Annotated in this window: 24 protein-coding genes; 19 read left to right on the forward strand and 5 right to left on the reverse strand. The window is 56.4% G+C overall.

What is annotated here, in order from left to right; all coding sequences use genetic code 11:
• Positions 1–5 precede the first annotated feature (5 nt).
• The 13 genes from ffh (at position 6) to ung (ending at position 13657) form a co-directional block, all read left to right on the forward strand.
• Positions 6–1391, forward strand: a complete 1386-nt coding sequence (gene ffh, locus KFJ24_RS01610) for a signal recognition particle protein (protein ID WP_250829340.1) — start codon at positions 6–8, stop codon at positions 1389–1391.
• A gap of 163 nt (positions 1392–1554) precedes the next feature.
• Positions 1555–1794 (forward strand): 30S ribosomal protein S16, encoded by a 240-nt coding sequence (gene rpsP / locus KFJ24_RS01615; protein ID WP_250829341.1) that lies wholly within the window; start codon positions 1555–1557, stop codon positions 1792–1794.
• Positions 1795–1822: 28 nt separating this feature from the next.
• Positions 1823–2350 (forward strand): ribosome maturation factor RimM, encoded by a 528-nt coding sequence (rimM, locus tag KFJ24_RS01620; RefSeq protein WP_250829342.1) that lies wholly within the window; start codon positions 1823–1825, stop codon positions 2348–2350.
• A 3-nt stretch (positions 2351–2353) separates the two neighbouring features.
• Positions 2354–3112, forward strand: a complete 759-nt coding sequence (gene trmD / locus KFJ24_RS01625) for a tRNA (guanosine(37)-N1)-methyltransferase TrmD (RefSeq protein ID WP_250829344.1) — start codon at positions 2354–2356, stop codon at positions 3110–3112.
• A gap of 25 nt (positions 3113–3137) precedes the next feature.
• Positions 3138–3494: a 50S ribosomal protein L19 gene (gene rplS / locus KFJ24_RS01630; RefSeq protein WP_250829345.1), complete on the forward strand. Its 357-nt coding sequence runs from the start codon at positions 3138–3140 to the stop codon at positions 3492–3494.
• A 115-nt stretch (positions 3495–3609) separates the two neighbouring features.
• Positions 3610–4512, forward strand: a complete 903-nt coding sequence (gene xerD / locus KFJ24_RS01635; RefSeq protein WP_250829346.1) for a site-specific tyrosine recombinase XerD — start codon at positions 3610–3612, stop codon at positions 4510–4512.
• A gap of 141 nt (positions 4513–4653) precedes the next feature.
• The gene (locus KFJ24_RS01640) at positions 4654–5382 is read left to right on the forward strand and encodes a DsbC family protein (protein ID WP_250829348.1); all 729 of its coding nucleotides are present in this window, start codon (positions 4654–4656) and stop codon (positions 5380–5382) included.
• 145 nt (positions 5383–5527) lie between these two features.
• Positions 5528–6829, forward strand: coding sequence for a homoserine dehydrogenase (locus KFJ24_RS01645; RefSeq protein WP_250829349.1), 1302 nt, complete (start codon positions 5528–5530; stop codon positions 6827–6829).
• Between the two features lie 11 nt (positions 6830–6840).
• Positions 6841–8241, forward strand: a complete 1401-nt coding sequence (gene thrC / locus KFJ24_RS01650) for a threonine synthase (RefSeq protein ID WP_250829350.1) — start codon at positions 6841–6843, stop codon at positions 8239–8241.
• Positions 8242–8247: 6 nt separating this feature from the next.
• Positions 8248–9981 (forward strand): single-stranded-DNA-specific exonuclease RecJ, encoded by a 1734-nt coding sequence (gene recJ / locus KFJ24_RS01655; RefSeq protein WP_250829351.1) that lies wholly within the window; start codon positions 8248–8250, stop codon positions 9979–9981.
• 252 nt (positions 9982–10233) lie between these two features.
• A protein-coding gene (gene prfB, locus KFJ24_RS01660) for a peptide chain release factor 2 (RefSeq protein WP_250829353.1) occupies positions 10234–11329 on the forward strand; the annotation gives its coding sequence in 2 pieces (ribosomal slippage) (positions 10234–10305 and positions 10307–11329; 1095 coding nt in all).
• Between the two features lie 52 nt (positions 11330–11381).
• Positions 11382–12923, forward strand: a complete 1542-nt coding sequence (gene lysS, locus KFJ24_RS01665) for a lysine--tRNA ligase (RefSeq protein WP_250829354.1) — start codon at positions 11382–11384, stop codon at positions 12921–12923.
• A 2-nt stretch (positions 12924–12925) separates the two neighbouring features.
• Positions 12926–13657 carry a uracil-DNA glycosylase gene (ung, locus tag KFJ24_RS01670; RefSeq protein WP_250829356.1) on the forward strand — a complete coding sequence of 244 codons (732 nt, stop codon included), beginning with the start codon at positions 12926–12928 and terminating at the stop codon, positions 13655–13657.
• A gap of 3 nt (positions 13658–13660) precedes the next feature.
• Here ung and KFJ24_RS01675 read toward each other — a convergent pair whose 3' ends face one another.
• The 5 genes from KFJ24_RS01675 to nadB all read right to left on the reverse strand — a co-directional run bounded on the left by KFJ24_RS01675 (position 13661) and on the right by nadB (position 18022).
• Entirely contained in the window at positions 13661–14494 is an 834-nt protein-coding gene (locus KFJ24_RS01675; protein ID WP_250829357.1) for an HDOD domain-containing protein, read from the reverse strand.
• A gap of 115 nt (positions 14495–14609) precedes the next feature.
• Entirely contained in the window at positions 14610–15626 is a 1017-nt protein-coding gene (locus tag KFJ24_RS01680) for a YgfZ/GcvT domain-containing protein (protein ID WP_250829358.1), read from the reverse strand.
• Between the two features lie 21 nt (positions 15627–15647).
• Positions 15648–16112, reverse strand: a complete 465-nt coding sequence (locus KFJ24_RS01685; RefSeq protein WP_250829359.1) for a hypothetical protein — start codon at positions 16110–16112, stop codon at positions 15648–15650.
• The gene (locus KFJ24_RS01690) at positions 16096–16368 is read right to left on the reverse strand and encodes a succinate dehydrogenase assembly factor 2 (protein WP_250829361.1); all 273 of its coding nucleotides are present in this window, start codon (positions 16366–16368) and stop codon (positions 16096–16098) included. The genes KFJ24_RS01685 and KFJ24_RS01690 overlap by 17 nt, the downstream gene beginning before the upstream one ends.
• Before the next feature lie 49 nt (positions 16369–16417).
• Positions 16418–18022, reverse strand: a complete 1605-nt coding sequence (gene nadB, locus KFJ24_RS01695) for an L-aspartate oxidase (RefSeq protein ID WP_250829362.1) — start codon at positions 18020–18022, stop codon at positions 16418–16420.
• A 134-nt stretch (positions 18023–18156) separates the two neighbouring features.
• On the opposite strand from nadB, the gene rpoE reads away from it, so the two are divergent.
• The 6 genes from rpoE (at position 18157) to KFJ24_RS01725 (ending at position 25323) form a co-directional block, all read left to right on the forward strand.
• Complete coding sequence (gene rpoE / locus KFJ24_RS01700; RefSeq protein ID WP_284709140.1) at positions 18157–18843, forward strand: RNA polymerase sigma factor RpoE; 687 nt, start codon at positions 18157–18159, stop codon at positions 18841–18843.
• A gap of 15 nt (positions 18844–18858) precedes the next feature.
• A complete protein-coding gene (locus KFJ24_RS01705) occupies positions 18859–19416 on the forward strand; it encodes a sigma-E factor negative regulatory protein (RefSeq protein WP_250829363.1) in 558 nt (185 codons plus the stop codon).
• A gap of 21 nt (positions 19417–19437) precedes the next feature.
• On the forward strand, positions 19438–20463 hold the full coding sequence (locus KFJ24_RS01710; protein ID WP_250829364.1) for a MucB/RseB C-terminal domain-containing protein: 1026 nt from the start codon (positions 19438–19440) through the stop codon (positions 20461–20463).
• Positions 20460–20909 carry a SoxR reducing system RseC family protein gene (locus tag KFJ24_RS01715; protein WP_250829365.1) on the forward strand — a complete coding sequence of 150 codons (450 nt, stop codon included), beginning with the start codon at positions 20460–20462 and terminating at the stop codon, positions 20907–20909. The genes KFJ24_RS01710 and KFJ24_RS01715 overlap by 4 nt, the downstream gene beginning before the upstream one ends.
• A gap of 80 nt (positions 20910–20989) precedes the next feature.
• Positions 20990–22468: a DegQ family serine endoprotease gene (locus KFJ24_RS01720; RefSeq protein WP_434967992.1), complete on the forward strand. Its 1479-nt coding sequence runs from the start codon at positions 20990–20992 to the stop codon at positions 22466–22468.
• 131 nt (positions 22469–22599) lie between these two features.
• Positions 22600–25323: a bifunctional diguanylate cyclase/phosphodiesterase gene (locus KFJ24_RS01725; protein WP_250829367.1), complete on the forward strand. Its 2724-nt coding sequence runs from the start codon at positions 22600–22602 to the stop codon at positions 25321–25323.
• Positions 25324–25427 lie beyond the last annotated feature (104 nt).

The following is a 25427-nucleotide window of genomic DNA, read 5'->3' on the forward strand; positions in this document are numbered from 1 at the left end:
GCAACATGTTTGAGAATCTCCAAGACCGACTTTCCGGTAGCCTGCGCAAGATTTCCGGCCAGGCGCGGCTAACCGACGACAATATAAAGGACACGCTGCGCGAAGTCAGGATGGCGCTGCTGGAGGCGGACGTCGCCCTGCCGGTGGTGAAGGATTTTGTAGAAGGTGTTCGCACGCGTGCCATTGGCCAGGAAGTGCAACGCAGTCTGACGCCGGGCCAGGTATTCGTGAAGGTGGTCCAGCAGGAGCTGGAACGCGTCATGGGCGAGGGCAACGAGTCGCTCAATTTGGCGGTGCAGCCTCCGGCGGTGATTATGATGGCCGGTCTTCAGGGTGCCGGTAAAACCACCACTGTGGCCAAGTTGTCGCGCTTCCTTAAAGAGCGGCAGAAAAAATCGGTAATGGTGGTCAGTGCGGACGTGTATCGCCCCGCAGCGATCAAGCAGCTTGAAACACTGGCTGGTGAAGTCGGGGTGGAGTTTTTCCCCAGTACCGCAGACCAGGATCCGGTGGATATTGCCGAAGGCGCAATTTCCGCTGCCCGCAAAAAACACGTGGATGTTGTGATTCTGGACACCGCCGGTCGTCTGCACGTTGACGAGCAGATGATGGGTGAGATCGGGCGCCTTCATAAGGCGGTTAATCCGGTTGAAACCCTTTTCGTGGTCGACGCTATGACGGGGCAGGACGCGGCGAATACTGCCAAGGCCTTCAACGATGCCCTTCCGCTGACGGGTGTGATCCTGACCAAAACCGATGGCGATGCCCGTGGCGGTGCGGCATTGTCTGTGCGTCATATTACGGGCAAGCCGATCAAGTTTCTGGGTGTTGGCGAAAAGTCTGACGCGCTTGAGCCCTTTTACCCGGATCGTGTGGCGTCACGAATCCTGGGCATGGGTGATGTGCTCTCCCTTATAGAAGAAGCTGAGCGCAAGCTGGACCAGAAAAAGGCCCAGAAGCTCACCAAGAAAATCAAGAAAGGCAAGAGCTTCGATCTGGAGGATTTCCGGGATCAGCTCCAGCAAATGAAGAGCATGGGTGGTATCGGTGGACTTATGGACAAGTTGCCGGGTATGGGGCAGATGGCCCAGATGGCCCAGCAGCAGGTCAACGACAAGTCCATGGGGCAGATGGAAGCCATCATTTGCTCAATGACACCGAAAGAGCGTCGTTATCCGGATGTGATCAATAATTCGCGCAAGCGCCGCATCGCAACAGGTTCTGGATCCCAGATCCAGGATGTGAACCGCCTGCTGAAGCAGCACAAGCAAATGCAGAAGATGATGAAAAAGTTTGGCAAAAAGGGCGGTATGGCGAATATGATGCGCGGCCTTGGTGGTATGATGCCGCCCGGCGGTGGTGGCGGAATGCCCCCCGGTGGCCGTATGTAAAATGCCTTACACGGAAAACAGGGAAACAACAGACTTCCCTGTTTTCTTTGGCGCTTTTTTAGCATAGAATAGCGCCCCTTTCGAGTATGGGTCTTCGCGTCAGCCGTGTTTCGGAAGGCGTGAATCGTACAAAGTTCGTTCAACAGAACAGGATATTGGTTAAATGGTAATTATCCGTTTGGCTCGTGGCGGCTCCAAGAAGCGCCCGTTCTACCATCTGACAGTCACCGACAGCCGCAAATCTCGCGACGGTCGGTTCATTGAGCGTGTAGGTTTCTTCAACCCGGTTGCCCGTGGTCAGGAAGAGAGTCTGCGCGTTGATCGTGATCGTGTGAACTTCTGGCTGAGCCAGGGTGCACAGGCAAGCGAACGCGTTGCCCAGCTGCTGAAGGCTGCTGAGTAATAACGTTTTAACGCCGGGGTTGAATGGCATGACACAGAATTCGCAGGAAACTGTGATCGGCCGGATTACCTCGGTGTTTGGGGTCAAGGGGTGGCTCAAGGTTTACTCCTACACTGACCCCAAAGAAGGGTTACTGGATTACCGTGACTGGACACTGGACCTGGACGGTAAGCGTATTCCGGTCAGGCTTGAGGAAGGTCGCCGCCAAGGGCAGGGGATCGTCGTCAGGCTTAAAGGCATAGATGACCGGGATGTCGCCCTCAGGTATTGCGGTGCAGATGTCAAAGTCGGCACTGGCGAGTTGCCAGATCTCCCTGAAGGTGAGTACTACTGGTTCGAGCTCGAGGGCCTTGGTGTCTTTACGGTCGACGGTGAATGTCTGGGAACAGTGCATCACCTGATTGAAACGGGTTCCAACGATGTTCTGGTGGTGCATGCTACGGCAGGCTCCATCGATCAGCGAGAGCGGTTGATTCCCTATCTGCCAGATCAGGTGGTTAGGGAAGTGGATCTGGCCGGTGCTCGCATGATTGTCGACTGGGATCCGGAGTTCTGACGGGTGTGGATTGGCTCGGTCAGTCTGTTCCCGGAGATGTTTGGTGCGGTAACGGATTTCGGTATTACAGGAAGAGCGGTTCGGGATGGTCTGCTGACTTTTCGGAGCTGGAATCCCCGTGAGTTTACCCATGATCGTCATCGCACCGTAGACGATCGCCCCTATGGCGGTGGCCCGGGAATGCTGATGAAGATACAGCCTCTCAGGGATGCCATACATGCGGCGCGGGAGTCAGCACCAGGCAAAGCCTGTGTGGTGTATCTTTCACCCCAGGGTGAGCCGATGAATCAGTCCGTTGTTGAGTCCCTTGCGGCGGAAGAGCGATTGATTCTGGTCGCAGGCCGATATGAGGGTGTGGATGAGCGCCTGATTTCGGCGGAGGTCGATCGGGAAGTGTCACTGGGCGACTTTGTTCTCTCCGGTGGCGAGCTGGCGGCCATGGCCGTCATTGATGCGGTTACGCGCCTCATCCCCGGAGCGCTGGGTCATGCGCAGTCGGCAGAGCAGGATTCCTTTGCTGATGGTTTGCTGGATTGTCCGCACTATACCCGGCCCGAGGTTTACGAAGGTCAGGCGGTGCCGGATGTTTTATTGGGCGGTCACCATGATCAGATCCGGCGTTGGCGGCTGAAGCAGTCGCTGAGGCGAACCCTGGAGCGGCGCCCCGACCTGCTGGAAAAGCGGGTGTTTACGGATGAAGAGCGTCAGCTGCTGGAAGAGATTTTGAACGAACCGGGTGCCTCTGAATCATCAGGGCATTAAAAGATTGGGTATCAGGAGCATTACGATGAGCGGCAAGAACAACATCATCAGTCAACTTGAAACAGAACAGATGACCAAGGAAATCCCTGCGTTTGCGCCGGGCGACACCGTGGTCGTTCAGGTTCGCGTAACCGAGGGTAACCGTGAGCGTCTGCAGGCGTTCGAGGGTGTCGTCATCGGAAGGCGCAACCGTGGCATGAACTCCTCTTTCACCGTGCGTAAGATTTCCTACGGTGTGGGCGTTGAGCGTACTTTCCAGACCTTCTCCAAGCTGATCGATGGTATCAGCGTGAAGCGTCGCGGTGACGTGCGTCAGGCCAAGCTTTACTATCTGCGTGACCTGTCTGGTAAGGCAGCTCGCATCAAGGAAAAGCTGGGCTGATCAGCAACTCGCTGAACAGAACGCTTGTGAAAAAGGCAGCCAAAGGCTGCCTTTTTTGTGTCTGTGTCCTGGGTCAGGCATGCTCCGGACAGGTTGTTAGAAAAAGAGCGATCGTGTGAGACCGGAAGACGAGGCCATTATTACCCGTTTTACCGATGCCATCTGGCTTGAGGATGGGTTGGGAGAAAAGACGCGACAGGCCTACCGCAGTGATCTTGTTCGCCTGTCGGTCTGGCTTGAGGAGCAGCCTGGGCGGCCCTTACTGACGGCAGCGCGCAGAACCGATTTGTTGGCCTGGATGTCCAGAGGGCTGGCCGAAGGTGTGAAAACCTCGACTGCGGCCAGACGGTTATCCGGTATTCGCAGGTTTTACCGGTTTTTGTTGCGCGAAAGCGTGATTGCCGAGGACCCGACCTTGCGCATTGACAGTCCCCGCCTGCCTCGCCGGCTTCCTGACTCGCTCACCGAGGAAGAAGTGGATGGCCTGCTTGCGGAGCCGGACCCGGAGGTCCCCATCGAGCTGCGGGATAAGGCTATGCTGGAGATTCTTTACGGCTGTGGGCTGCGAGTTTCTGAACTTACAGGTTTGCGGGTTGATCAGGTCAACCTTCGGCAGGGTGTCGTCCGAATCACAGGCAAGGGCGACAAGGAGCGCCTTGTTCCTCTTGGCGAAGAGGCCGTGGATTGGCTGCTGAAATACATGAAGGAAGCACGCGGCGAGCTTCTGAAGGGGCGTTCCTGTGATGCGTTATTTCCGGGGAACCGGCCCTCTGCCATGACCCGCCAGACTTTCTGGCACCGTATTAAACATTATGCTGTCCGCGTGGGTATTCGTAAGCACCTTTCCCCGCACACCCTGCGGCATGCTTTCGCAACCCACTTGCTGAATAATGGTGCCGACTTGCGGGTTGTGCAGATGTTGCTTGGGCATTCTGATTTGTCGACCACGCAGATATACACTCATGTTGCACGTCAGCGCCTTCAATCGTTGCATCAGGCGCATCATCCCCGTGGCTGATAACGGTGTTTTTGGGTAAGGTGGTCGCTTTGAACTTTTGCGGCGGGCTTGTGTCGCAGTAACGTATTCCCGTGGCCGTTATGTTCTCGGAGCGGGCCGAATGTCACCTGATTGGAAAAAAGTATGTCTGCCAGAAATAGCATGAAAAATATTGCAATGGTGCTCGGCCTGGCGGCCGGTGTATTGCTTGCGCTGCCGGCCGTAGCTGGTGAGGTTGAAGATCGTATTGCCAAACGCCTGTCTGACGCTGTGCCGGGTCTGGAGGTGTCTTCGGTCCGGGAATCCGAAGCGAAAGGTCTTTATGAAGTGCAGAGTAATAATGGCGATACTATTTATACGACAGTGGACGGTGAGTATTTGCTGACGGGTGATCTGCTAAAAGTTACCAGTAATGGCATCGCCAACGTGACCGAACAGGCCAGAGCGGGTCAGCGCCGGCAAGTGATGGCGGACTTTGGGGATGAAGGCGTCATCCGTTTCCCGGCAAAGGGTGAGGAAAAAGCCGTTGTCGATGTCTTTACTGATATCGACTGTCCTTACTGCCGGAAGCTGCATGCCGAAGTTCCTCAGCTGAATGAATACGGCATCACTGTAAACTACTATGCCTTCCCACGTTCCGGTCCGGGGACACCATCGTTTAAAAAATATGTTTCCGTATGGTGCTCGGAAAACCAGCAGGCGGCGATGGATGCCGCCAAGGGTGGGCAGCGAGTGGATGCCGCTACATGCGAAAACCCGGTGCTTGAGCAATTTCGACTGGGTGGCCGTGTCGGGGTTACGGGTACGCCTGCCATTCTTCTGGAGGACGGCAATATGGTGCGTGGATATGTTCCCGCCGATAATCTCGCCAAGGGCCTCGGGTTACTTTGAGTTACTTTCCGGCTGCACTCAGCGGCCGGACATTCATGTATTTGACATCCTTCCGATTCGGGGCTTATTCAGTGGCACCTGAATCGGTATACTATGCCCCCTTATTGCAATTCATCAGCACCCCTTCGGGATCAGAGGTGAGAGTTTGAAAGACGTCAGTGTCGGAATCTGCGGACTGGGTACCGTTGGCGGCGGTACATTCAATGTCTTGACCCGTAATGCCAGGCTTATTGCCGGCCGGGCCGGCTGTAATATACGTATTACCCGGATTGCCAGTCGTCGTCCCAGGAATGATATGGATCTCGGAGATGTGCCATTTTCGACCGACATTTTTGACGTGGTAAACGACCCTGCTATCGATGTCGTCGTTGAGCTCATCGGTGGCTATGATACCGCAAAAGAGCTTGTATTGGCTGCGATCAGGAATGGCAAGCATGTGGTGACCGCCAACAAGGCGCTCATCGCTGTTCATGGCAACGAAATTTTTGAAGCTGCCGAAAAAGCCGGTGTTGTTGTTGCCTATGAAGCTGGTGTTGCCGGGGGTATTCCGGTGATGAAAGCCATCCGCGAAGGTATGGCGGCCAATCGGATTGACTGGATCGCGGGAATTATCAACGGCACCGGTAACTATATCCTTACCGAAATGCGTGCTGGTCGTCAGTTTGCTGAGGTGCTGAAGGAGGCTCAGGATCTCGGTTATGCCGAGGCGGATCCGACCTTCGATGTTGAAGGCATTGATGCTGCCCATAAGCTTACGATTCTGGCATCTGCCGGCTTTGGTGTGCCGCTGCAGTTTGAGAAAGCCTTCACTGAGGGGATCTCTAAAATCACTCCCTATGACATAGCCCATGCCGAACTGCTTGGTTATCGCATCAAGCATCTGGGTATTGCGCGTCGTCGCGAAGACGGGATCGAACTGCGGGTGCATCCGACCCTGGTTCCCCGGAGCCATCTGATCGCCCAGGTTGACGGTGTGCTGAATGCTGTTCTGGTTGATGGCGATGCCGTCGGTCAGACCATGTACTACGGACCGGGAGCCGGCGATGAGGCCACGGCCTCTGCTGTGATTGCCGATATTGTCGATGTCGCCCGGGCAGTTGCAAGTGAAAGCAAGCAGCGTGTGCCGTATCTCGGATTCGCTCCGGACGCCATGGAGGATCTTGAAGTCCTGTCCATGGAAGACGTTCAGTCGGCCTACTATCTGCGAATCACTGCCCTTGACCGTCCGGGAGTGTTGGCGAAAATATCCTCCATTCTCAGTGAGCATGGCATTAACATCGAGTCCATCATGCAGAAGGAGTCCGAGCTGAAGGATGGCCGTATTCCGGTGATTATCCTGACTCACACGGTTCAGGAGCGGCAGATGAATCGTGCCATTGAAGAACTGGAAGCTCTGACCGACACCGATGGCCATGTTGTTCGCATCCGCGCTGAAAACTTTAACTGACAGGTACGCACGTGAGATATATCAGTACGCGGGGTGAAGCGCCCGCACTGGGCTTTGAAGACGTTCTGCTGACTGGCCTCGCCACCGATGGTGGCTTGTTTGTGCCGGAATCACTGCCCCATTTCAGTCTTGAGGAGATTCGTAGCTGGCGCGGACTTTCTTACAGCGAGCTCGCGTTCAACATAATGCATCCCTTCGTCGACGATGCCATTCCGGCCGATGATTTCCGGAAGATGCTTGATGAAACCTACTCGGTATTCGGCCACAAGGCAGTGGCTCCTCTGGTACAGCTTGATTCCAACGAATGGGTGATGGAGTTGTTCCGGGGCCCGACGCTGGCGTTCAAGGATTTTGCCCTGCAGTTGCTGGGTCGTCTGCTCGATTACGTGCTGGAAAAGCGCAAACAGCACGTGGTCATCATGGGCGCTACATCCGGTGACACCGGTTCGGCGGCTATTGAAGGCTGCCGCCGTTGCAAGCACGTGGATATCTTCATTCTGCATCCTCACGAGCGAGTTTCTGAAGTGCAGCGTCGCCAGATGACGACAGTGACGTGTAAGAATATTCACAATATTGCTGTCCGCGGCAATTTTGACGATTGTCAGCGCATGGTGAAGGAGAGTTTTGGCAACCAGTCTTTCCTTGAGGGCAAAACCCAGCTGGCGGCCGTCAATTCTATAAACTGGGCCCGTATCATGGCTCAGATTGTCTACTACTTTCAGGCGTCCCTGTCGCTGGGTGGCCCCGATCGCAGCATGGCATTTTCCGTGCCTACCGGTAATTTCGGGGATATCTTTGCCGGCTATCTGGCGAAGAAAATGGGCCTGCCCATCTCTCAGCTGGTCATCGCCACCAACCGGAATGATATCCTTCACCGGTTCATGAGTGGCAACAAGTACGAGCAGCACCAGCTTGAGCACACGCTGTCGCCAAGTATGGATATCATGGTGTCCAGTAACTTCGAGCGGTTATTGTTTGACTTGCACGGTCGTGACGGTCAGGCCGTGAAAGAGTTGCTTGAGAAAGCCTCAAAAGGCCCGGTGAGCATTGAGGATTATCGCTGGAAGCATGCCCGCAAGCTGTTTGACAGTGATGCCGTGGATGACAAGGCTACCTGCGATACCATCCGTGAGATCTATGAGCAGAATGAGTATCTACTTGATCCACACACGGCCATCGGCGTGAAGGCAGCTCGTAACTGTCGCCGTGACAGCTCCGTTCCGATGATTACCCTCGGTACCGCGCATCCTGCCAAGTTTCCGGATGCCATTGCCGAGGCTGGGTTAACGGTGAAGCCGGAGCTGCCTGCCCATATGGCGGATCTGTTCGAGCGTGAAGAACACTACACCGTTCTGGACAACAACATTGCCGGTGTTCAGGAGTTCATTGCCAAACACTGGAAAAATACCTGATCCGGTATGACACCGAAAAAGATCCTGCGTCGCCCCCAGCCTGAGCGTGCTCCGGTCTGGGGGCAGAGTCTCCCGCCATTGCTCCGTCGTCTCTATGCTGCCAGGGGGGTGACCTCTGACGAGCAGCTGAGCTATACCCTCAAATACCTGGCTTCTCCCATGGAGCTCCGCGGTATCGATCGGGCTGTCGCTTTGTTGGCTGACGCTATCGAGCAACAGCAGCGAGTTCTGATTCTCGGTGATTTTGATGCCGATGGCGCCACCAGTACGGCGGTCGCCATGCTGGGGTTGTCCATGCTCGGCCTGCAAAGTGTCGATTTTCGGGTTCCCAGCCGATTTGCTGATGGTTACGGTCTGACTCCGGGAATTATCGAGCGCCTGAGAGATGAAGGAGAACTGCCGGATCTGCTGATCACCGTGGATAACGGGATCTCCGCCATTGAGGGTGTGAAAGCGGCTTGTGACATGGGTATGAAGGTGGTTGTGACGGACCATCACCTGGCGGGTGAGACCTTGCCAGATGCAGATGCCATCGTGAATCCCAATCAGCCCGGCTGTTCCTTCCTGAGCAAGAATGCCGCCGGAGTAGGCGTCATGTTTTACGTGCTCACGGCACTGCGCAAGCATCTCCGTGAAATAGGCCGCTTGCCACAGCCGGAACCCAATCTTGGTACTCTTCTGGATCTGGTCGCCCTGGGAACGGTTGCCGATGTCGTTCCGCTCGATCATAACAACCGTATTTTTGTTGAGCAGGGTTTGCGTCGGATTCGTCAGGGCGAGGCCCGCCCCGGACTCCTGGCCTTGCTCGAAGTGGCCGGCCGGGATTTCACATCAATCAGCTCCACCGACCTGGGGTTTGTCGTCGGTCCCCGGCTGAACGCCGCCGGCCGGCTTGATGACATGAGTATTGGTATTGCCTGTTTGCTGGCAGACAGCCCGGATGAGGCCCAGCGGTTGGCCAAAGAGCTGGACAGCTTCAACCGCGAGCGCCGTACTATCGAAAAAGATATGAAGGCGCAGGCTCAGGAACTGCTGGCGTCGATGTCGCTCGATCTTGAGGGGTTACCCTGGGGCCTGGCGTTGTTCGATCCCGACTGGCACCAGGGCGTCATTGGAATTCTGGCGGCCCGCATTCGTGAGCAGACGCATCGACCTACGATTGCATTCGCCGGCGATGATAACGGCGAAGATATCAAGGGCTCTGCGCGTTCTATTCCGGGGCTCCATATTCGCGATGTGCTCGCGTCTGTGGATGCGCGCCATCCGGGCATGATGAAAAAATTCGGGGGGCACGCCATGGCTGCTGGTATGACCCTTGCGCGCGAAGATCTGGATGCCTTTTCCGCCGCCTTCGATAAAGCGGTTCGGGATACCCTCGATGCCGCGGACCTGGAGGCGGCTATCACGACAGATGGTCCACTGAGCCTGGATGAGTTGAGTCTGGACACTGCTGCACTGCTCAAGAGGGCCGGGCCATGGGGGCAGCATTTCCCTGAGCCGGTGTTCGATGGTGAGTTCCGCGTAGTCAGCCAGCGTATCGTTGGCGAGAACCATCTCAAGCTGGTTTTGCAGCCAGCGGAAGGTGGCGGAATCATCGACGGGATTGCGTTCAATACGGGTTCTGAAGTGCCAGACTTTACCCGTACTGGTGCCCGTGTGGTTTACAAACCTGATGCCAATACATTCCGTGGGCGCACCAATCTGCAGTTACTGATCGATTATCTTGAGCCCCTTTCCTGATTTGGGGGCTGGCAGAGGGGTGGGGGACCTTTTCTTCTGGGAAAAGAACTCGCTGCGCTCAGACACCTTTGTCCCGGCAGAAAAGGTCCCCCACCCCTCTGCCGACCAGACAGTATGTAGAGACCCGTACTTCATGCCGGCTGCGTGCGCCTGAGCGGAAGTTCTGGTTTGCCCCGGCTGATTTACCCGCAGAATTCCGGTAGAATCCCGCCACTGTTTTACTCATCATTTTCCAGAGCGAGTAAGAGTTTCATGGAAATTAATCCCATTGTTACGAAGATTAAAGAGCTTCGTGAGCGCACTGAAGCGCTCAGGGGGTATCTTTGACTACGATCAGCGGAGTGAACGACTGGTCGAAGTAGAGCGAGAGCTGGAAATCCCCACCGTGTGGGAGGACCCTGATCGTGCCCAGGCGCTGGGTAAAGAGCGTGCCGATCTCGAACTGATTGTTAAAACCATCGACAACCTCACCACTGGACTGGCTGACTCTGCGAGCCTGCTGGACATGGCGGCTGAGGAAGAGGATGAAGGCACTGTCGCTGAGGTCGAGTCCGATCTTGAAGCCCTGGACAAAGAGCTGGAGAAGCTTGAGTTCCGCCGGATGTTCTCTGGTGAGATGGATGCCAACAACGCCTATCTGGATATCCAGGCCGGCTCCGGTGGAACCGAAGCTCAGGACTGGGCCAACATGCTACTGCGCATGTACCTGCGCTGGGCGGAGCGTCGCGGCTTCAAGGCCGAGATTGTGGAGCTTCAGGAAGGTGATGTGGCCGGTATCAAGAGTGCCACGATTCACATCCAGGGGGATTACGCCTACGGCTGGCTACGTACCGAAACCGGCGTTCACCGCCTGGTACGGAAGTCACCCTTCGATTCCGGCAATCGCCGTCATACCTCTTTCTCTTCCGTGTTTGTTTCTCCGGAGGTGGATGACAGCTTTGAAATTGAAATCAACCCGGCAGATTTGCGAGTCGATGTTTACCGCGCCTCCGGTGCCGGCGGTCAGCACGTTAACCGGACAGAATCGGCGGTTCGACTGACCCACAACCCTACGGGCATTGTGGTTGCGTGTCAGGCCGGCCGAAGCCAGCATCAGAACAAAGATCAGGCCATGAAGCAATTGAAGGCCAAGCTCTTTGAGCGTGAGATGCAGGAACGTAATGCGGAAAAGCAAAAGGCCGAGGATGCCAAGGCCGATATCGGCTGGGGTAGCCAGATTCGTTCGTATGTTCTTGATGACAGTCGTATCAAGGACTTGCGGACCAAGGTTGAAACCAGCAATACCCAAACGGTGTTGGATGGTGATATCGACAAGTTCATCGAAGCCAGCCTGAAGATGGCGCTGTGATCAGCGTCATCAACCGTAAACCCGGATAAATCCCGATCTTTAGTGAGCCAACATGACTGAACAATCCCACAGCGCTACCCAGCACGAGGATAACAAGCTGATTGCCGAGCGCCGCGCAAAGCTGGCCGAGCTGCGTACGGAAGGCAATCCGTTCCCTAATGACTTTCGTCGCGACAGCACCGCTGCTGAACTGCAGGAAAAATACGGTGACAAGAGCAAGGAAGAGCTGGAGAAGCTGGATATCAAAGTGGCTGTCGCTGGCCGCATGATGCTCGACCGTAAGGCGTTCAAGGTTGTTCAGGATATGAGCGGGCGGATCCAGATCTACGCGACCAAACATGTCCAGAAAGACACCAAGCACTGGGATCTGGGCGACATCGTCGGCGTCCGCGGTACCCTGACGAAGTCCGGCAAGGGCGATCTTTACGTGACCATGGACGAGTACGTGCTACTGACAAAGTCGTTGCGTCCGCTGCCGGAGAAACACAAGGGACTGACGGATATGGAGGCCCGTTATCGCCACCGTTACGTCGACTTGATGGTTAACGAGGATACCCGCAGGGTATTTCTGGCGCGTACCCGCCTGATCAGCAGCATGCGTAACTATTTCAACGCCCGCGGTTTCATGGAAGTGGAAACGCCGATGTTGCAAGTGATCCCCGGTGGCGCGACGGCACGCCCGTTCGTGACTCATCACAACGCGCTGGACATCGATATGTACCTGCGCATTGCCCCGGAGCTGTTTCTGAAGCGTCTGGTGGTCGGCGGGTTCGAGCGGGTGTTCGAGATCAACCGCAACTTCCGCAATGAAGGTTTGTCCACCCGGCACAATCCGGAATTCACCATGGTGGAATTCTATCAGGCGTATGCGGATTATAACGACCTGATGGATCTGACCGAGGATATGCTGCGTCAGATCACGAAGGAGGTTCTCGGCAACACGACTGTCGTGAACACCCGTGAGCTTGCCAATGGTGATGTGGAAACCGTGGAATACGATTTCGGTAAGCCATTCAGGCGCATGACTGTGGTCGAAGCGATCCTTGAGCACAACCCGGATATTCAGGCCGGCCAGCTTGGCGACCAAGCCAGTGCCCGCCGCGTGGCCAGTAACCTGGGGATTCACCTTAAAGATACCTGGGGCCTGGGCAAGGTTCAGATTGAAATCTTCGAGGCGACAGCAGAGCATCTGTTGATTCAGCCGACCTTCATTACCGACTACCCAAAGGAAGTGTCGCCATTGGCCCGCTGCAAGGACAGCGATCCGTTTGTGACCGAGCGTTTCGAATTCTTTGTTGGTGGCCGGGAACTCGCCAACGGGTTCTCGGAGCTGAATGATGCTGAGGATCAGGCGGAGCGCTTCCGGGCCCAGGTGGCCGAAAAAGATGCCGGTGACGATGAAGCCATGTTCTATGACGAAGACTATGTCATGGCGCTTGAGTATGGTTTGCCACCGACCGCTGGCGAAGGCATCGGTATTGATCGTCTGGCCATGCTGTTGACCAACTCACCGTCCATTCGTGACGTCATTCTGTTCCCGCACATGCGTCCGGAACACAAGGTCGAGCATCACGAAGCTGACGGCGGGGAATAACCATGCACCCGGTTGAGGTACTGGCAAGCCAGCTCAGGCCTGACCGGGGCTGGTCGGAACATCTCTCCGGTGAATTCCGTCAGCCATACATGCGCGAGCTGGCGGAGTTTCTCGCAGAAGAGGAGCAGTCCGGGAAGGTCCTGTTTCCTGCCAGGCAGCATTGCTTCAACGCCCTGAACAGTACGCCCCTTGCCAAGGTGTCTGTGGTTATCCTGGGGCAAGACCCCTATCACGGGCCTGGCCAGGCTCATGGCCTCTGTTTCTCTGTGCGTCCCGATGTGTCGCCTCCGCCCTCGCTGGTCAACATCTTCAAGGAAATCCAGGGTGATCTGGGCGTCGAGCCTCCGGATCACGGCTGTCTCCAGCCCTGGGCAGAGCAGGGAGTGTTGTTGCTCAACAGTGTGCTCACCGTTGTACAGGGGCAGGCGGGTGCGCACCAGGGTAAGGGTTGGGAAACCTTCACGGACAGGGTTATTGAAACCATCAACCGCGAACGTGAAGGCGTGGTATTCATGCTCTGGGGCAGTTATGCGAAGAAAAAAGGGCAGCACATTGATCGCAACCGGCACCTTGTGCTTGATGGCCCTCACCCTTCACCCCTGAGCGCCTACCGGGGATTCTTTGGCTGCAAACATTTCTCTTGCGCCAACGACTGGTTACAACAAAAAGGGCAGCAACCCATTAACTGGGCGCTGCCCTCCAAAGCCGAACTGATTGCCCGGTACAGGAAGTGATTCCTACTGCAGAAGCGCCATGGCTGCTTCCATCTGAGCATTCAGATCCTCTTCCTCGCTAATATCGACATTCGGATCGAGCCCCAGGCGAGTGAAGGCGGAAATGGTTTTCCAGTCCATTTCAGTCCATGGGTGATCAGTGCCGGCAACCAGCTGCAGGTTGGCCACCATGACAAGATCTGCGTAATCCGTAGACGGTACCTCGCGCTGGAAGTTGGCGTATTCCAGAGGTACATTCTGTAGCTCTTTTGGAAAATCCCACTTCTTCAGAATGGCAGCTCCCAGACGCGGGTGCAGTTCATCAATCACATTATCGAGCATGATGCTGCTGATCTGGATATCCTGGTCTTCAACGTAACGCAGAATGGGCAAAACGCCGATCAGATGAACCAGGCCTGCCAGTGTTGCCTGGTCCGCCTTTAATTTCGTGTAGTGCTGGGCGAGCACATGGCATACACCGGCTACTTCGGTGCTGGTCTGCCAGGTCGCACGCAGGCGCTTGTCGACCATGTCTGACGTCGCCTGGAACATCTGTTCCATGGCCAGGCCCATCGCCAGGTTACTGGTATACGCCATGCCAAGGCGACTGACGGCCATGTTCAGGTTTTCTATAGCTCGGCTGCCGCGGAACAGGGGGCTGTTGCATACCCGGATGATACGTGCCGAAAGCGCGGTGTCGTTGCTGATTACCTTGACCAGGTCAATAATGGCGGAGTCTTCAGATTCTGCGATTTCCCGAACCTGCAGTGCGACTTCCGGCAGGGTGGGTAAAACCAGCTTGTCAGTCTCGATGGCGGTAATCAGATCGGTCTTGATGGTTTCGACAATATTCGACATGGTCAGTAACAGTCCGCTTGTCAGAGTTGGGTGCTGTTGGGATGAAAGGCCGGCACCCTGAAAATCAAAAATGTGAGCCCTTTTATAGCAAATTACGAGGCGCTTGCCTGTCAACTTATGTATCTGTCTGTGGGCTTTTTTCCCTTTCCGGTACAGCGTAGGGGAGGGGCAGCCGGGAAAGGGCCTGGTTGGGCATGCCATCAATAGTGAGACAGGCTTCCGCCGCATCATGTCGGACGACTGCAAGCAGTTCACAAGCCCCATTGTGAAATTTCACCGCACGGACCACCGTTCCGGCGGCACGCTCTCCGGAAAGAACGCTTGTCCCGGGCTCAGGGGAGCCGTCGGCCTGTTCAAGACGGAAGCGATAAAGGCTCTTTTTCAACTGGCCGAGGAAATGCATTCTGGCAATAACCTCCTGACCGGTATAACAGCCTTTCTTAAAGTGCACGCCGCCGACATGCTGCCAGTTCAACATCTGCGGAACGAAGGCTTCTTTAGTGGCTTCGGTCAACGAGGCAATACCGGCTGCGATTTCCGACGCATGCCAGTCAGCCATGGGCAATTCAGTCTTCCTGTCCAGTTCGGGTTTTGCTTCTCCGGTCTGCCAGAGCTCGAAGCGGGACTGTCCCTCCGCCGTCGGCTCGACACGGATCAGGTGGCCTTGCGCAAGCTTTAAAGTATCTCCAGGTTGTTCCAGTCCGGAAAGGCTCTGCCCAGCCAGGGTTTCTGCGGCCGAGGTGCCAAGCAGACCGATTACCCGACCTTCATCCATAACGTCTGCAGACGTTCCCCGGAACAGCATGAGGTATTTGCGGAGATGGGTGAGAGTGGATTCGGCCAGGCCGGAATCCAGATCCATCAAGATATCGCCTTCGTCCCGGACCATACGGGTCAGGCAATAAGCACGGCCCTTGGGCGTTGCTGCTGCCGCACGGGGGGAGTGGCCGGTAACCACTTCATCAAGGTGCTGGCTGAACTGGCCCTGCAGGAATTTATCGACACCGGAACCACTGATGCGAACAAGAACACGATTGGTGAGTTCTGCCCAGCCGGTTTCCGGCAAGGGAGTGTCAGCCAGTTCACTGGCGGAATTGGTAGCGGCTGAAACAGGGTTATCTGTGTCAGTCATGGGGTACTCCAGGTCATGGCATCACGTTGACGTTGGCTGAGACCGGCCCAGTCGGAGCCACACTCTCAGGCGACGGAATTCATCCTCGGGCACATTGCCGTGGGTGCCGGCTGTGTCGGCCAGAAGAATGGCGGAATATGAAAGTAATCTGGTGCCGACGGGGCGAAGTTTCAAGAGGGCCAGGCGCGCCCCGACTCGGCTGTTTGGCCCGGCGGTCACGGGAATAAGACGGCCGTCCACAAGCTTGGCATAGAGTTGTTCATCTTTCAGTCTCAGTGCGCCAACTGAGGAGGCGCCGCGGAGCATACCGCTGTTCCGGTATTGGGCAAACGCTCCGATAAGTGTGATAGGAATACCTGCCGCCAGCCAGCCTTTACCGGTTGCTGCGGCAATGACGATAAAAATCAGTAATACCAGCCAGGGAAGGGTGGCCAATATGCCGACAGCAACGGAAGGAGAAAGGTTTAGTTCAATCCGGCTGGACACGGTTCAGAATCATATCAACCATGCGTTGCAGATCGGGATCCTCCGGGCGGCTGCGCTGCATGAACCACTCGAACATATCGGTGTCCTCACAGGTGAGCAGCTTCTCGTAACGGGACTGGTCTTCGGCGGGTAGATCCCGGTACGCTTCTTCAACGAACGGGATCAGAAGAACATCGAGTTCAAGCATTCCCCGACGGCTATGCCACCAGAGACGGTTGAAAGCTGAGTTGTCGGTCGTGGCGGAAGAATCTGACATATTGGGTTCCGTTAGCTTGGTCTGAGTATGTATTTATACCGGAATGAGGTCAGGGCAACAGCGTACGATACGTGGTTGGAACCAGTACGGTGTCGTTGGCCTCGTTGAGTAATCCCGGGTAGTCCAGGGTGTAGTGCAGGCCCCGGCTCTCTTTGCGCTGCAACGCCGAACAGATGATCAGGTCAGATATGGTCACCAGGTTTCTCAGTTCCAGCAGATCGTTGGATACCCGGTAGTTGCTGTAGAACTCGCCGATTTCCTGGGATAGCAGATCGACCCGGTGCTTGGCGCGTTGCAATCGCTTGGTCGTTCGGACGATACCGACATAGTCCCACATGAAGTGGCGAAGTTCGTCCCAGTTATGGGAAATGACAACGTCTTCGTCAGAATCCCGAACCTGGCTTTCGTCCCAGCCCGGCGCTTCCGGTGGTGACGGGATATCTGCCTCTCTTCGGGCAATGTCCCGGGCGGCCGAACGGCCATAGACAAGGCACTCCAGCAGAGAGTTGCTGGCCATGCGGTTGGCGCCATGCAGGCCGGTAAAGCCGGCTTCACCAACCACGTAAAGCCCGTTGATATCCGTGCGGGCCCGCTCATCGGTGATGATACCCCCGCAAGTATAGTGAGCCGCGGGCACTACGGGAATGGGCTCCGTCGTGATATCGATACCAAATTCCAGACACTTTTCATAAATCGTCGGGAAATGATGCCTGATAAAGTCGGCCGGCTTGTGACTGATATCCAGGTACAGGTGATCGGCACCCAGGCGTTTCATCTCATGGTCTATGGCTCGCGCGACAACATCCCGGGGTGCCAGTTCGGCGCGGTCATCAAACCGGTCCATGAAACGACTTCCATCCGGTAACTTCAGTTGGCCGCCTTCGCCACGCACCGCTTCCGTGATCAGAAAGGATTTCGCGTGAGGGTGGTACAGACAGGTCGGATGGAACTGATTGAATTCCATGTTGGCAACCCGGCAGCCGGCCCGCCAGGCCATGGCGATTCCGTCGCCCGAGGCGCCGTCCGGATTGGTAGTGTACCGGTAGGCCTTGGAGGCGCCCCCGGTGGCAATCACGGTGAACCTTGCCCGGAACAGCTCCACATGATTGTCTTCAAGATTGAGGATATAGGCACCGACACAGCGGTTACCTGGAAGTGAGAGCTTGCGGTTTGTAATCAGATCCACGGCAACCCGGCTGGTCATCAGTTGGATGTTGGACCTTGCCTGGGCCTGCTCGGCCAGAGTAGTGGATACCGCATGACCGGTGGCGTCTGCCGCATGAATGATGCGACGATGACTGTGGCCGCCCTCCCGGGTGAGGTGATATTGGGCGTTGTCGTCTTTCGTGAAATCAACGCCGGAATTGATCAGCCAGTCAATGCTTTCCCTTCCGTGCTCGACCGTGAAGCGAACGGCGTTTTCATGGCAGAGTCCCGCGCCTGCGGCCAGGGTGTCCTGGATATGGTCTTCGATCGAATCCTGATCATCCAGCACCGCTGCGATGCCACCCTGGGCCCAGAGAGTGGCACCGCTGGAAATCGCGGCCTTGCTCAGGACGCAGATGCGAAGATGCTCCGGCAGGTTGAGTGCAACGGTAAGACCGGCAGCACCACTGCCGATCACAAGAACATCGAATTCATAGGACTGTGGCATTGGGTCTTGATCGCAGGCCATAATGGAAGTGTCTATTGAACTAAACTTTGTGCTTGCTGTCTATTTGGCCTGACAGGGAAAACCGCTTTTGAAGTGGCATTACCCCTTCTTTTAACGGACGCCGGACAGCAATGATGACTCGAACCAATCTCGCGCAGGCCAGTCAGTTGGCCAGGAAAACAGGGAAATCCGGCACACCGTCCATGACTCCTGATAAAGAACAGCGACAGGGTGAACATTCCGACAGCCAGACCGATCTCCAGCTCGTGCGCAAGGTGCGGAACGGTGATCGTGCTGCGTTTGACCTGTTGGTGGTCAAGTACCAGTCACGGGTCGCGTCAATCATTAGCCGGTACGTCTACGACAGTCAGGAAGTAATGGATTTGACGCAGGAAACTTTCGTCAAGGCCTTTCGGGCTATGGATCGTTTCCGGGGTGACAGCGCTTTTTATACCTGGCTTTATCGGATTGCGGTTAACACCGCCAAGAACTTTCTGGAGTCGCGCGCCCGACGTCCCCAGGGGAGTGCGGATGTTGTCGACGCCGAGAATTTTGATGATGGTGGCCGGCTTCGGGACGTTGCCTCACCGGAGCGCTTGATGCAGCGGGAAGAGCTGCAGGCGGCGCTCTCCGAAGCGATAGCCAGACTGCCAGAGGAATTGCGTTCGGCCTTTTTGCTCCGGGAGTACGATGGGCTGAGTTATGAGGACATTGCCCGGATTCTTGAATGCCCGATTGGTACCGTGCGTTCGCGTATTTTCAGAGCCCGTGATGCGGTTGACCGGCATCTCGGGCCTTTGCTTAATCATTCAGTGACTTAATTGAGGTTACACTCCATGGATGATCGTCTCAGAGAAACGCTTTCAGCAATGATGGACGACGAGGCCGACGAGCTTTCGGTTCGGCGCCTGCTGTCCCATGACACCCAGGATGAGGTTCGCGAACAGTGGCAGCGCTGGCAGCAGGTTCGTGATCTCATGCACAGCAGTCACTCTCCGGCCGATGGTGTGGACGTCAGCACCGGAGTCCGGGAGGCGCTTGATGGTCGCACAAGACTCCCGGTTGACCGGGAAGCGGCAGGCAACAGGTTAGCGCGGAGATGGCAGTGGCCGGCCGTTGCCATGGTTGCCGTGGCACTTCTCGTGGGGTTCGGGGCGGGCGCGGGCTGGGAGTCCGTTGATGTCCCCGTCGAATCAGCGGTTGCTGTGGCCGACCCTGTTGAGCAGGCAGTGACCAAGCCAGTACGCGAGGTGGCACTGCAGGGCCTTGATAAAGAACAGTGGGAATATATGAGTCGTTACCTCCTTGAGCACGCTCAGCATAATAGTGTTGGTGCCGGACAGGGTTCGGTCGGTTATGCCCGGCTGGTGAGTGCTACCGGAAACGGCCATTAATGATTCTGGGCAGGTGTATGCATGTTTAAATCGGGTTTTGGCGCGTTGAAGCACGGGTTGTCAGGGCTGCTGGTGGTGACCGCAGTTCTGCTTGCCGTGTCGAAGCCTGCCGTCGCCAGTGATGAAGGCCAGGCTGAGTACTGGCTCGAGCGCCTTGGCCCTGCTCTCAACATGACTTCCTATCGCGGCGTGTTTGTCTACGCCCGGGGAGATCGTGTCCATTCCATGCGTATTGCTCACCGTTACAACGAGGGCATGATAGAGGAGCGTCTGGTGCTCCAGGACGGTGGCAGTGGCGAGATCGTTCGGAAGGGTATGAACGTCGTTTGTGTCCTGCCGGAACAGGGTCGTGTCAAACTGGACCAGATCATTCCTTCCGGCCCGTTTGCCGAGGCGTTTTCCAATCAGCTGATGCCCCTTGGTCGCTGGTACCATTCCGAGCTCGTGGGCGAGGATCGTGTTGCCGGATACGAGACGGTAATCATCGCGCTTGCAGCCAGGGATGCCTATCGCTATAGCCACAGGTTGTGGCTGGAAAAATCCACGGGCCTGCTGGTAAAGAGCAACGTGGGTGAACCGGGAGGAAAGGTTCTGGAGCACTTCCAGTTTACCAGCCTGGATATTACCGATGATATTTCCGACAGTGAATTTGAGATACGCACGGAAGGTCGTGAGGTTGCCCGTAAACTCGATGACCCTGCCGGGAACCCGGGACTTGGCATGCCCCCTATGGAGGGGTGGGAGCTCGGTTGGCACCCGGAGGGTTTTGTGCCGGCTGCTGCACCGAGGTCAGGCAAAGGTAAGGCCGTGGCATTTTCTGATGGCGTTGCGGCTTTTTCAGTGTTTGTTGAGCCCGAACGTAAGGTCCGGATGCCGGTTGGAGCATCCCGCATTGGCGCTACCACGGTGTATATGCGAGAACTTGAGGCTGGCGGGGCGCGATTCATGGTGACGGTTGTAGGTGAGGTGCCGCCGAAAACTGCCCGGCAGGTAGCGGAATCGGTCCAGGTGGATGACGCCCTTGCACTGAATTCGGCTGACCAATGATTACAGAAACAGGGAAGGTCGTTGCCCTCAAAGGTGATTATGCCTGGGTTCAGACCATTCAAAACAGTGCCTGTCAGAGCTGTTCCGCCCGGAGTGGCTGCGGTCAGAAAGTGCTGGCGGCGGCAACCGGAGGGCGAGCCAATCAGGTGCTGGTGGAAAATGCCGTTGAGGCGCAGGTGGGTGATGAAGTCACCATTGGCATTGATGAGAGCGCACTGCTTGGGGCTTCGTTGATTGTCTACGCCCTTCCGCTCGTTCTGATGGTTGTTGCCAGTATTATTGGGCACCGTCTGTCCGGTGGGCAGGACATCTGGGCTATGGCGGGCGCGCTGGCAGGGCTCGTTGTGGGCTTCGTTTCGAGCCGTCACCTGCAGGGGCGCGGGGAACAACGGTACGAGCCGCGGCTCCTGAGGATCAATCGTATACCCTCCGGAACCTGTCCATAAACCCTACCGATTTGTAAGTTGAAAAACCGCCTGCCGATCTCAACACTGGATGTGGTCACATGAAAAACGAGGGGTTCAACATGCCGAGTACAATGACAGAGGTTGCCCAACCTTCGCCTGCCTTCCAAATGCGCAGGGCGCTGGGCGCTCTGCTGATGCTGTCCGTCATGATGACGGTTTTCTGGAGTCAGGGCGTCGCGGCCCGGAGCCTGCCTGATTTTACCGAGCTGGTTGAGGAAAACTCCGGTGCGGTGGTCAATATCAGTACGACAACGACGCCCAAAAATGGTGGCACGGGTTTCCATGGTCTGCCATTCAACGAACGTCAGCTTGAGCAGCTTCCCGAGTTTTTTCAGGATTTCTTTCGCGGACAGCAGTCCCCGTTCGGGGGCGGTCCGGGTAATGCCCAGCCCCGTCGCTCCATGGGGTCAGGTTTTATCGTATCGTCGGACGGGTATGTCCTTACCAACAATCACGTGGTGGAGGGCGCCGATGAGATTATCGTACGCCTGAACGATCGCAGAGAGCTTCCAGCAAGGCTGGTCGGAACCGATCCCCGGTCTGACATGGCCGTACTGAAAATTGACGATGGCGACGACCTGCCGGTTGTGCAGATTGGCCGTTCCCGCGATTTGAAAGTGGGTGAGTGGGTATTTGCCATAGGTTCGCCGTTTGGTTTCGATTACACGGTAACGGCAGGTATCGTCAGTGCCCTCGGCAGGTCCCTGCCTTCTGAAAACTATGTGCCATTCATTCAAACCGATGTGGCGATCAATCCGGGCAACTCCGGTGGCCCTCTGTTCAACCTTGATGGGGATGTGGTTGGCATAAACTCCCAGATTTACACCCGTTCAGGCGGCTTCATGGGGGTTTCGTTTGCAATTCCTATCGACGATGCCATGAGCGTTTTTCGCCAGATTCGCGACAAAGGCACTGTATCCCGTGGCTGGCTGGGTGTGCTGATCCAGGAAGTGAACCGTGATCTTGCAGAGTCCTTTGGCCTCAAACGCCCTCGTGGCGCACTTGTTGCTGAAGTCATGGAAGGGTCGCCGGCGGAAGCCGCGGGCCTTCAATCCGGTGACATTGTGCTTGAGTACGATGATGAGGAGGTACAGCTGTCCTCCGACTTGCCGCCAATGGTGGGCCGGACCCCGATTGGTGAAACGGCTCGTCTGACGATTCTCCGCGGTGGCGAGGAAACAGTGGTCGATGTCGAGATTGGTCAACTGCCTGAACAGAGCGGTGCTCGGCAGCCTGCCCCGGCGGGTGAGAACAGCGGCTCCTCAGCAGCACCTCTGGGCATGACCGTTAAGCCGGTGCCGGCGGAACTGGCGGATTCCCTGGGCGTTCAGGGTGGCGTCGTCGTCACTGATGTTGCACGCGGTCCGGCCTTTGAGGCAGGGATTCGTCCCCGAGACGTTATCACCGAGATCAACCGGGAAAAGATAGCGTCCATTGACGATTTCCGGGACGTCGTTGCCGCGTTGCCGGACGATCGTGCCGTCTCCGTGCGGGTGGTTAGAGAGGGGCGCGCTATTTATCTGGTGATGAAGCCCTGAACCGTCTGGTTCCGCCAACAAAGTAACCTTCTGGAAGCCCCCGGATGTGCCAAAAACGACACATCCGGGGGCTTTTGTTATACTCGCTCGGATTAACTAAAGCATGGCCATGGAATGGACCAGATTAGACAATGAAAAAGAAGGATCTCTCCCTCCGAAGACTGCTGGAGTTCCGTAACGCCTGGGGCGCCTGGCTGGTTTTCTCCGTGGCGATTGCCGTCACAGTCATACTCTGGCAGGTTTCTATTCGGCTCGTTGAAGACCGCACTGAAGCCAGTTTTCGCACCCAGTCCCTTCAGCTCAAAACAGCCATCGAAGAGCGCCTGCTGAATTATGAGCAGGTCCTTGCAGGCAGTGCCGGCCTGTTTTCCGTCGCCGGTGGTGTCTCCCGGGACCAGTGGCGGGAATACACCCGTAAGGTTGATCTCGATCGTTACTACCCGGGCATACAGGGTATTGGTTATGTCAAACGCATTGGCGTGAGGCAGATGGCCGACCACATAGCGTCAGTTCGTGCTGAGGGGGTTCATCACTATCTGGTCAACCCTCTGGGGTCCGGGCCCTATTACTACCCGATGGTTTATCTTGAGCCGGGTACCGAAAGGAATCGCCTGGCACTCGGCTATGACGCGTTCAGTGATCCGGTTCACCGTCGCGCCATGGAGAAAGCCCGGGATGATGCTATGCCGACGGTAACCGGAAAGGTTGTTCTGGTTCAGGAAGAGCTGGCGGAAGACCAGGCCAGCTTCCTGATGTACTACCCGGTTTATCAGGGCGGCGAGGTCCCGGACATTCGTGCCGAACGCCGTATGATGCTGGCAGGGTATGTCTTCAGCGCGTTCCGAATGAATAACCTGATTGACGGTATCGTCGGGCTGATAGCCCCGTTCCTTGACGTTCGTATCTATGACAACGGCGTGGTGGACAGGGAAAACGTGATGTACGGCTCGAATCTCGGATCCCTGGACAACGAGTTCAGTTTCGAGATGAGCCAGACATTAACGACAGGCGGCCGTGAATGGCTGTTGCAGACCCGCTCCACGCCAGCTTTCGATTATCTGGCATCGGACCCTCGGCCGCCCATTGTTCTGGGCAGTGGTGTCGTAATAAGTGGGCTACTTTTCCTGTTTGTACTGGCGCTTATTCGATCACGGCTTATGGCCCAGATCAGTGCGGGGCGTTACCGTGCGATCACCGAGGGTGCTGCCAACGTAACACTGGTTATGGGCAAGTCAGGCCGGGTAAGGTATGCCAGCCCGTCGAGCTTCGATATTCTCGGTTTTGATCCGGAAAAGGTGCCATTGCTGGAGTTCGAAAACCTCGTGCATGTTGATGACTGGCCACAGCTGCAGCAGGGGTTTGAGGATTCGGTGCATGCTCCGGGTAAGCAGATGCCTGTTATTCGGGCACGAATTCGCGATGCCAGCGGTCAGTGGCGGGATATGGAAGGCACCTACACGGCCATGTTGTCCGTGCCTGGTGTAAACGGCGTTGTGCTTAGCCTCCGTGATCTTACCCAGCTGAGAGCCGCTCAGTCGGAGCTGCACCGTCTGGCGTTTTACGATCCGCTCACCGGCCTGGCAAATCGTCAGCTGTTCCGTGATCGCCTCGATCATGTCGTCCGACGCAGCCGCCGTAGTGGTGAGCCTGCTGCCTTGATGTTTCTGGATCTCGACGGATTTAAACGCATTAACGATACGCTCGGGCACAATGCCGGCGATGAGCTGCTTTGCCAGGTTGCTCAGTGGCTCGAGGGTTGTGTCCGTGAAGAGGATTCGGTGGCCCGCCTGGGCGGCGACGAGTTCGTTGTACTGCTGTCCCGCATCAGCGGCCCGGATGCCGCGGGCAAGGTGGCGGACGGGATTCTGCGCAGCCTGTGTCAGAGAATTCGCCTGAATGACCATGAGGTCGGAATCACGGTCAGCATTGGCATTACCATGATCCCATACGACAGCGAGGACTCCGGCACACTGATGAAGTACGCCGACCTGGCCATGTACCGGGCCAAAGATATGGGGCGTAATACCCGCCAGTTCTTTACTCCGGCGATGAATATCAAGGCAGCCCGGCGCCTGTTGCAGCAGGAGGAGCTGGCGGCGGCGCTGGAGAGCGACAGCTTCGCGCTGCATTACCAGCCGAAGGTGGACTTGGCCAGTAATCGGGTAATTGGTGTTGAGGCCTTCCTGCGCTGGCATCATCCGGAAAAGGGGCTTGTGTCGGCCCAGCAGTTTATTGGTCTGGCAGAAGAGACCGGTCTCATTGTGCGCCTGGGTGAAATGGCATTACGTCAGGCCTGCATTCAGGTTCAGGCTCTGGAGCGGGCAGGATTTGAATCCCTGAAGATGGCCGTCAATTTGTCAGTGCGCCAGCTCACTGATTCCGGTTTTCTGGATATGATCCGTCAGGTAATTACCGAGACGGGGGTGTCTCCGGAACGCCTGGAGTTGGAGATGCCGGCAGAGCTTCTGAATGAGGACCCTCGGATGCTCCGGGAGTTACTGGTTGCACTGCATGACCTGGGCGTTTGTCTGATTCTTGACGATTTTGGCACGGGGTCATGCTCTCTGGTTGCGCTGCAACAGTTGCCCCTGGATGTGGTCAAGATCGATCACCGATTTATCCGGGATATTCCTTACAACGTTAGCGCGACCGACGTTGCGTCTGCTGTTATCGCCCTTGCCCGCAAGTTGCACCTCACGGTGGTAGCGGAAGGTGTGGAAACGCCTCAGCAACTGAGCTTCCTCAAATCGGCCGGTTGCGCCCAGTGTCAGGGCAATCTGTTCAGTTACCCACTGGATGAAGACGCGCTGATCGGGTTCCTGATTCGGCAGTATGAAAGGCCGCTTATTTCCTGATCATGGCAATGGCGGCCGGTAACCGGTAAAATCACGCCGTTCCCGGATCCCGGTAGCGGCCTTTCCGGGCTCAATCCTTCGTCTTATATGAGTATTCATTGTCT

Origin of the sequence: Marinobacter sediminum (genome assembly GCF_023657445.1) — a bacterium.
Classification (GTDB): Bacteria; Pseudomonadota; Gammaproteobacteria; order Pseudomonadales; family Oleiphilaceae; genus Marinobacter; species Marinobacter sediminum_A.

Excerpts from the sequence above, each read along its gene's own strand:
- KFJ24_RS01690 (WP_250829361.1), bottom strand. The coding sequence starts at position 16,368 with ATGTCAGATTCTTCCGCCACGACCGACAACTCAGCTTTCAACCGTCTC.
- KFJ24_RS01680 (WP_250829358.1), bottom strand. The coding sequence starts at position 15,626 with ATGACTGACACAGATAACCCTGTTTCAGCCGCTACCAATTCCGCCAGT.
- nadB (WP_250829362.1), bottom strand. The coding sequence starts at position 18,022 with ATGCCACAGTCCTATGAATTCGATGTTCTTGTGATCGGCAGTGGTGCT.
- rpoE (WP_284709140.1), top strand. The coding sequence starts at position 18,157 with ATGACTCGAACCAATCTCGCGCAGGCCAGTCAGTTGGCCAGGAAAACA.
- rplS (WP_250829345.1), top strand. The coding sequence starts at position 3,138 with ATGAGCGGCAAGAACAACATCATCAGTCAACTTGAAACAGAACAGATG.
- rimM (WP_250829342.1), top strand. The coding sequence starts at position 1,823 with ATGACACAGAATTCGCAGGAAACTGTGATCGGCCGGATTACCTCGGTG.
- KFJ24_RS01720 (WP_434967992.1), top strand. The coding sequence starts at position 20,990 with ATGCCGAGTACAATGACAGAGGTTGCCCAACCTTCGCCTGCCTTCCAA.
- KFJ24_RS01705 (WP_250829363.1), top strand. The coding sequence starts at position 18,859 with ATGGATGATCGTCTCAGAGAAACGCTTTCAGCAATGATGGACGACGAG.
- KFJ24_RS01725 (WP_250829367.1), top strand. The coding sequence starts at position 22,600 with ATGAAAAAGAAGGATCTCTCCCTCCGAAGACTGCTGGAGTTCCGTAAC.
- ung (WP_250829356.1), top strand. The coding sequence starts at position 12,926 with ATGCACCCGGTTGAGGTACTGGCAAGCCAGCTCAGGCCTGACCGGGGC.
- rpsP (WP_250829341.1), top strand. The coding sequence starts at position 1,555 with ATGGTAATTATCCGTTTGGCTCGTGGCGGCTCCAAGAAGCGCCCGTTC.
- KFJ24_RS01640 (WP_250829348.1), top strand. The coding sequence starts at position 4,654 with ATGAAAAATATTGCAATGGTGCTCGGCCTGGCGGCCGGTGTATTGCTT.
- KFJ24_RS01710 (WP_250829364.1), top strand. The coding sequence starts at position 19,438 with ATGTTTAAATCGGGTTTTGGCGCGTTGAAGCACGGGTTGTCAGGGCTG.
- recJ (WP_250829351.1), top strand. The coding sequence starts at position 8,248 with ATGACACCGAAAAAGATCCTGCGTCGCCCCCAGCCTGAGCGTGCTCCG.
- ffh (WP_250829340.1), top strand. The coding sequence starts at position 6 with ATGTTTGAGAATCTCCAAGACCGACTTTCCGGTAGCCTGCGCAAGATT.
- lysS (WP_250829354.1), top strand. The coding sequence starts at position 11,382 with ATGACTGAACAATCCCACAGCGCTACCCAGCACGAGGATAACAAGCTG.
- KFJ24_RS01715 (WP_250829365.1), top strand. The coding sequence starts at position 20,460 with ATGATTACAGAAACAGGGAAGGTCGTTGCCCTCAAAGGTGATTATGCC.
- KFJ24_RS01675 (WP_250829357.1), bottom strand. The coding sequence starts at position 14,494 with ATGTCGAATATTGTCGAAACCATCAAGACCGATCTGATTACCGCCATC.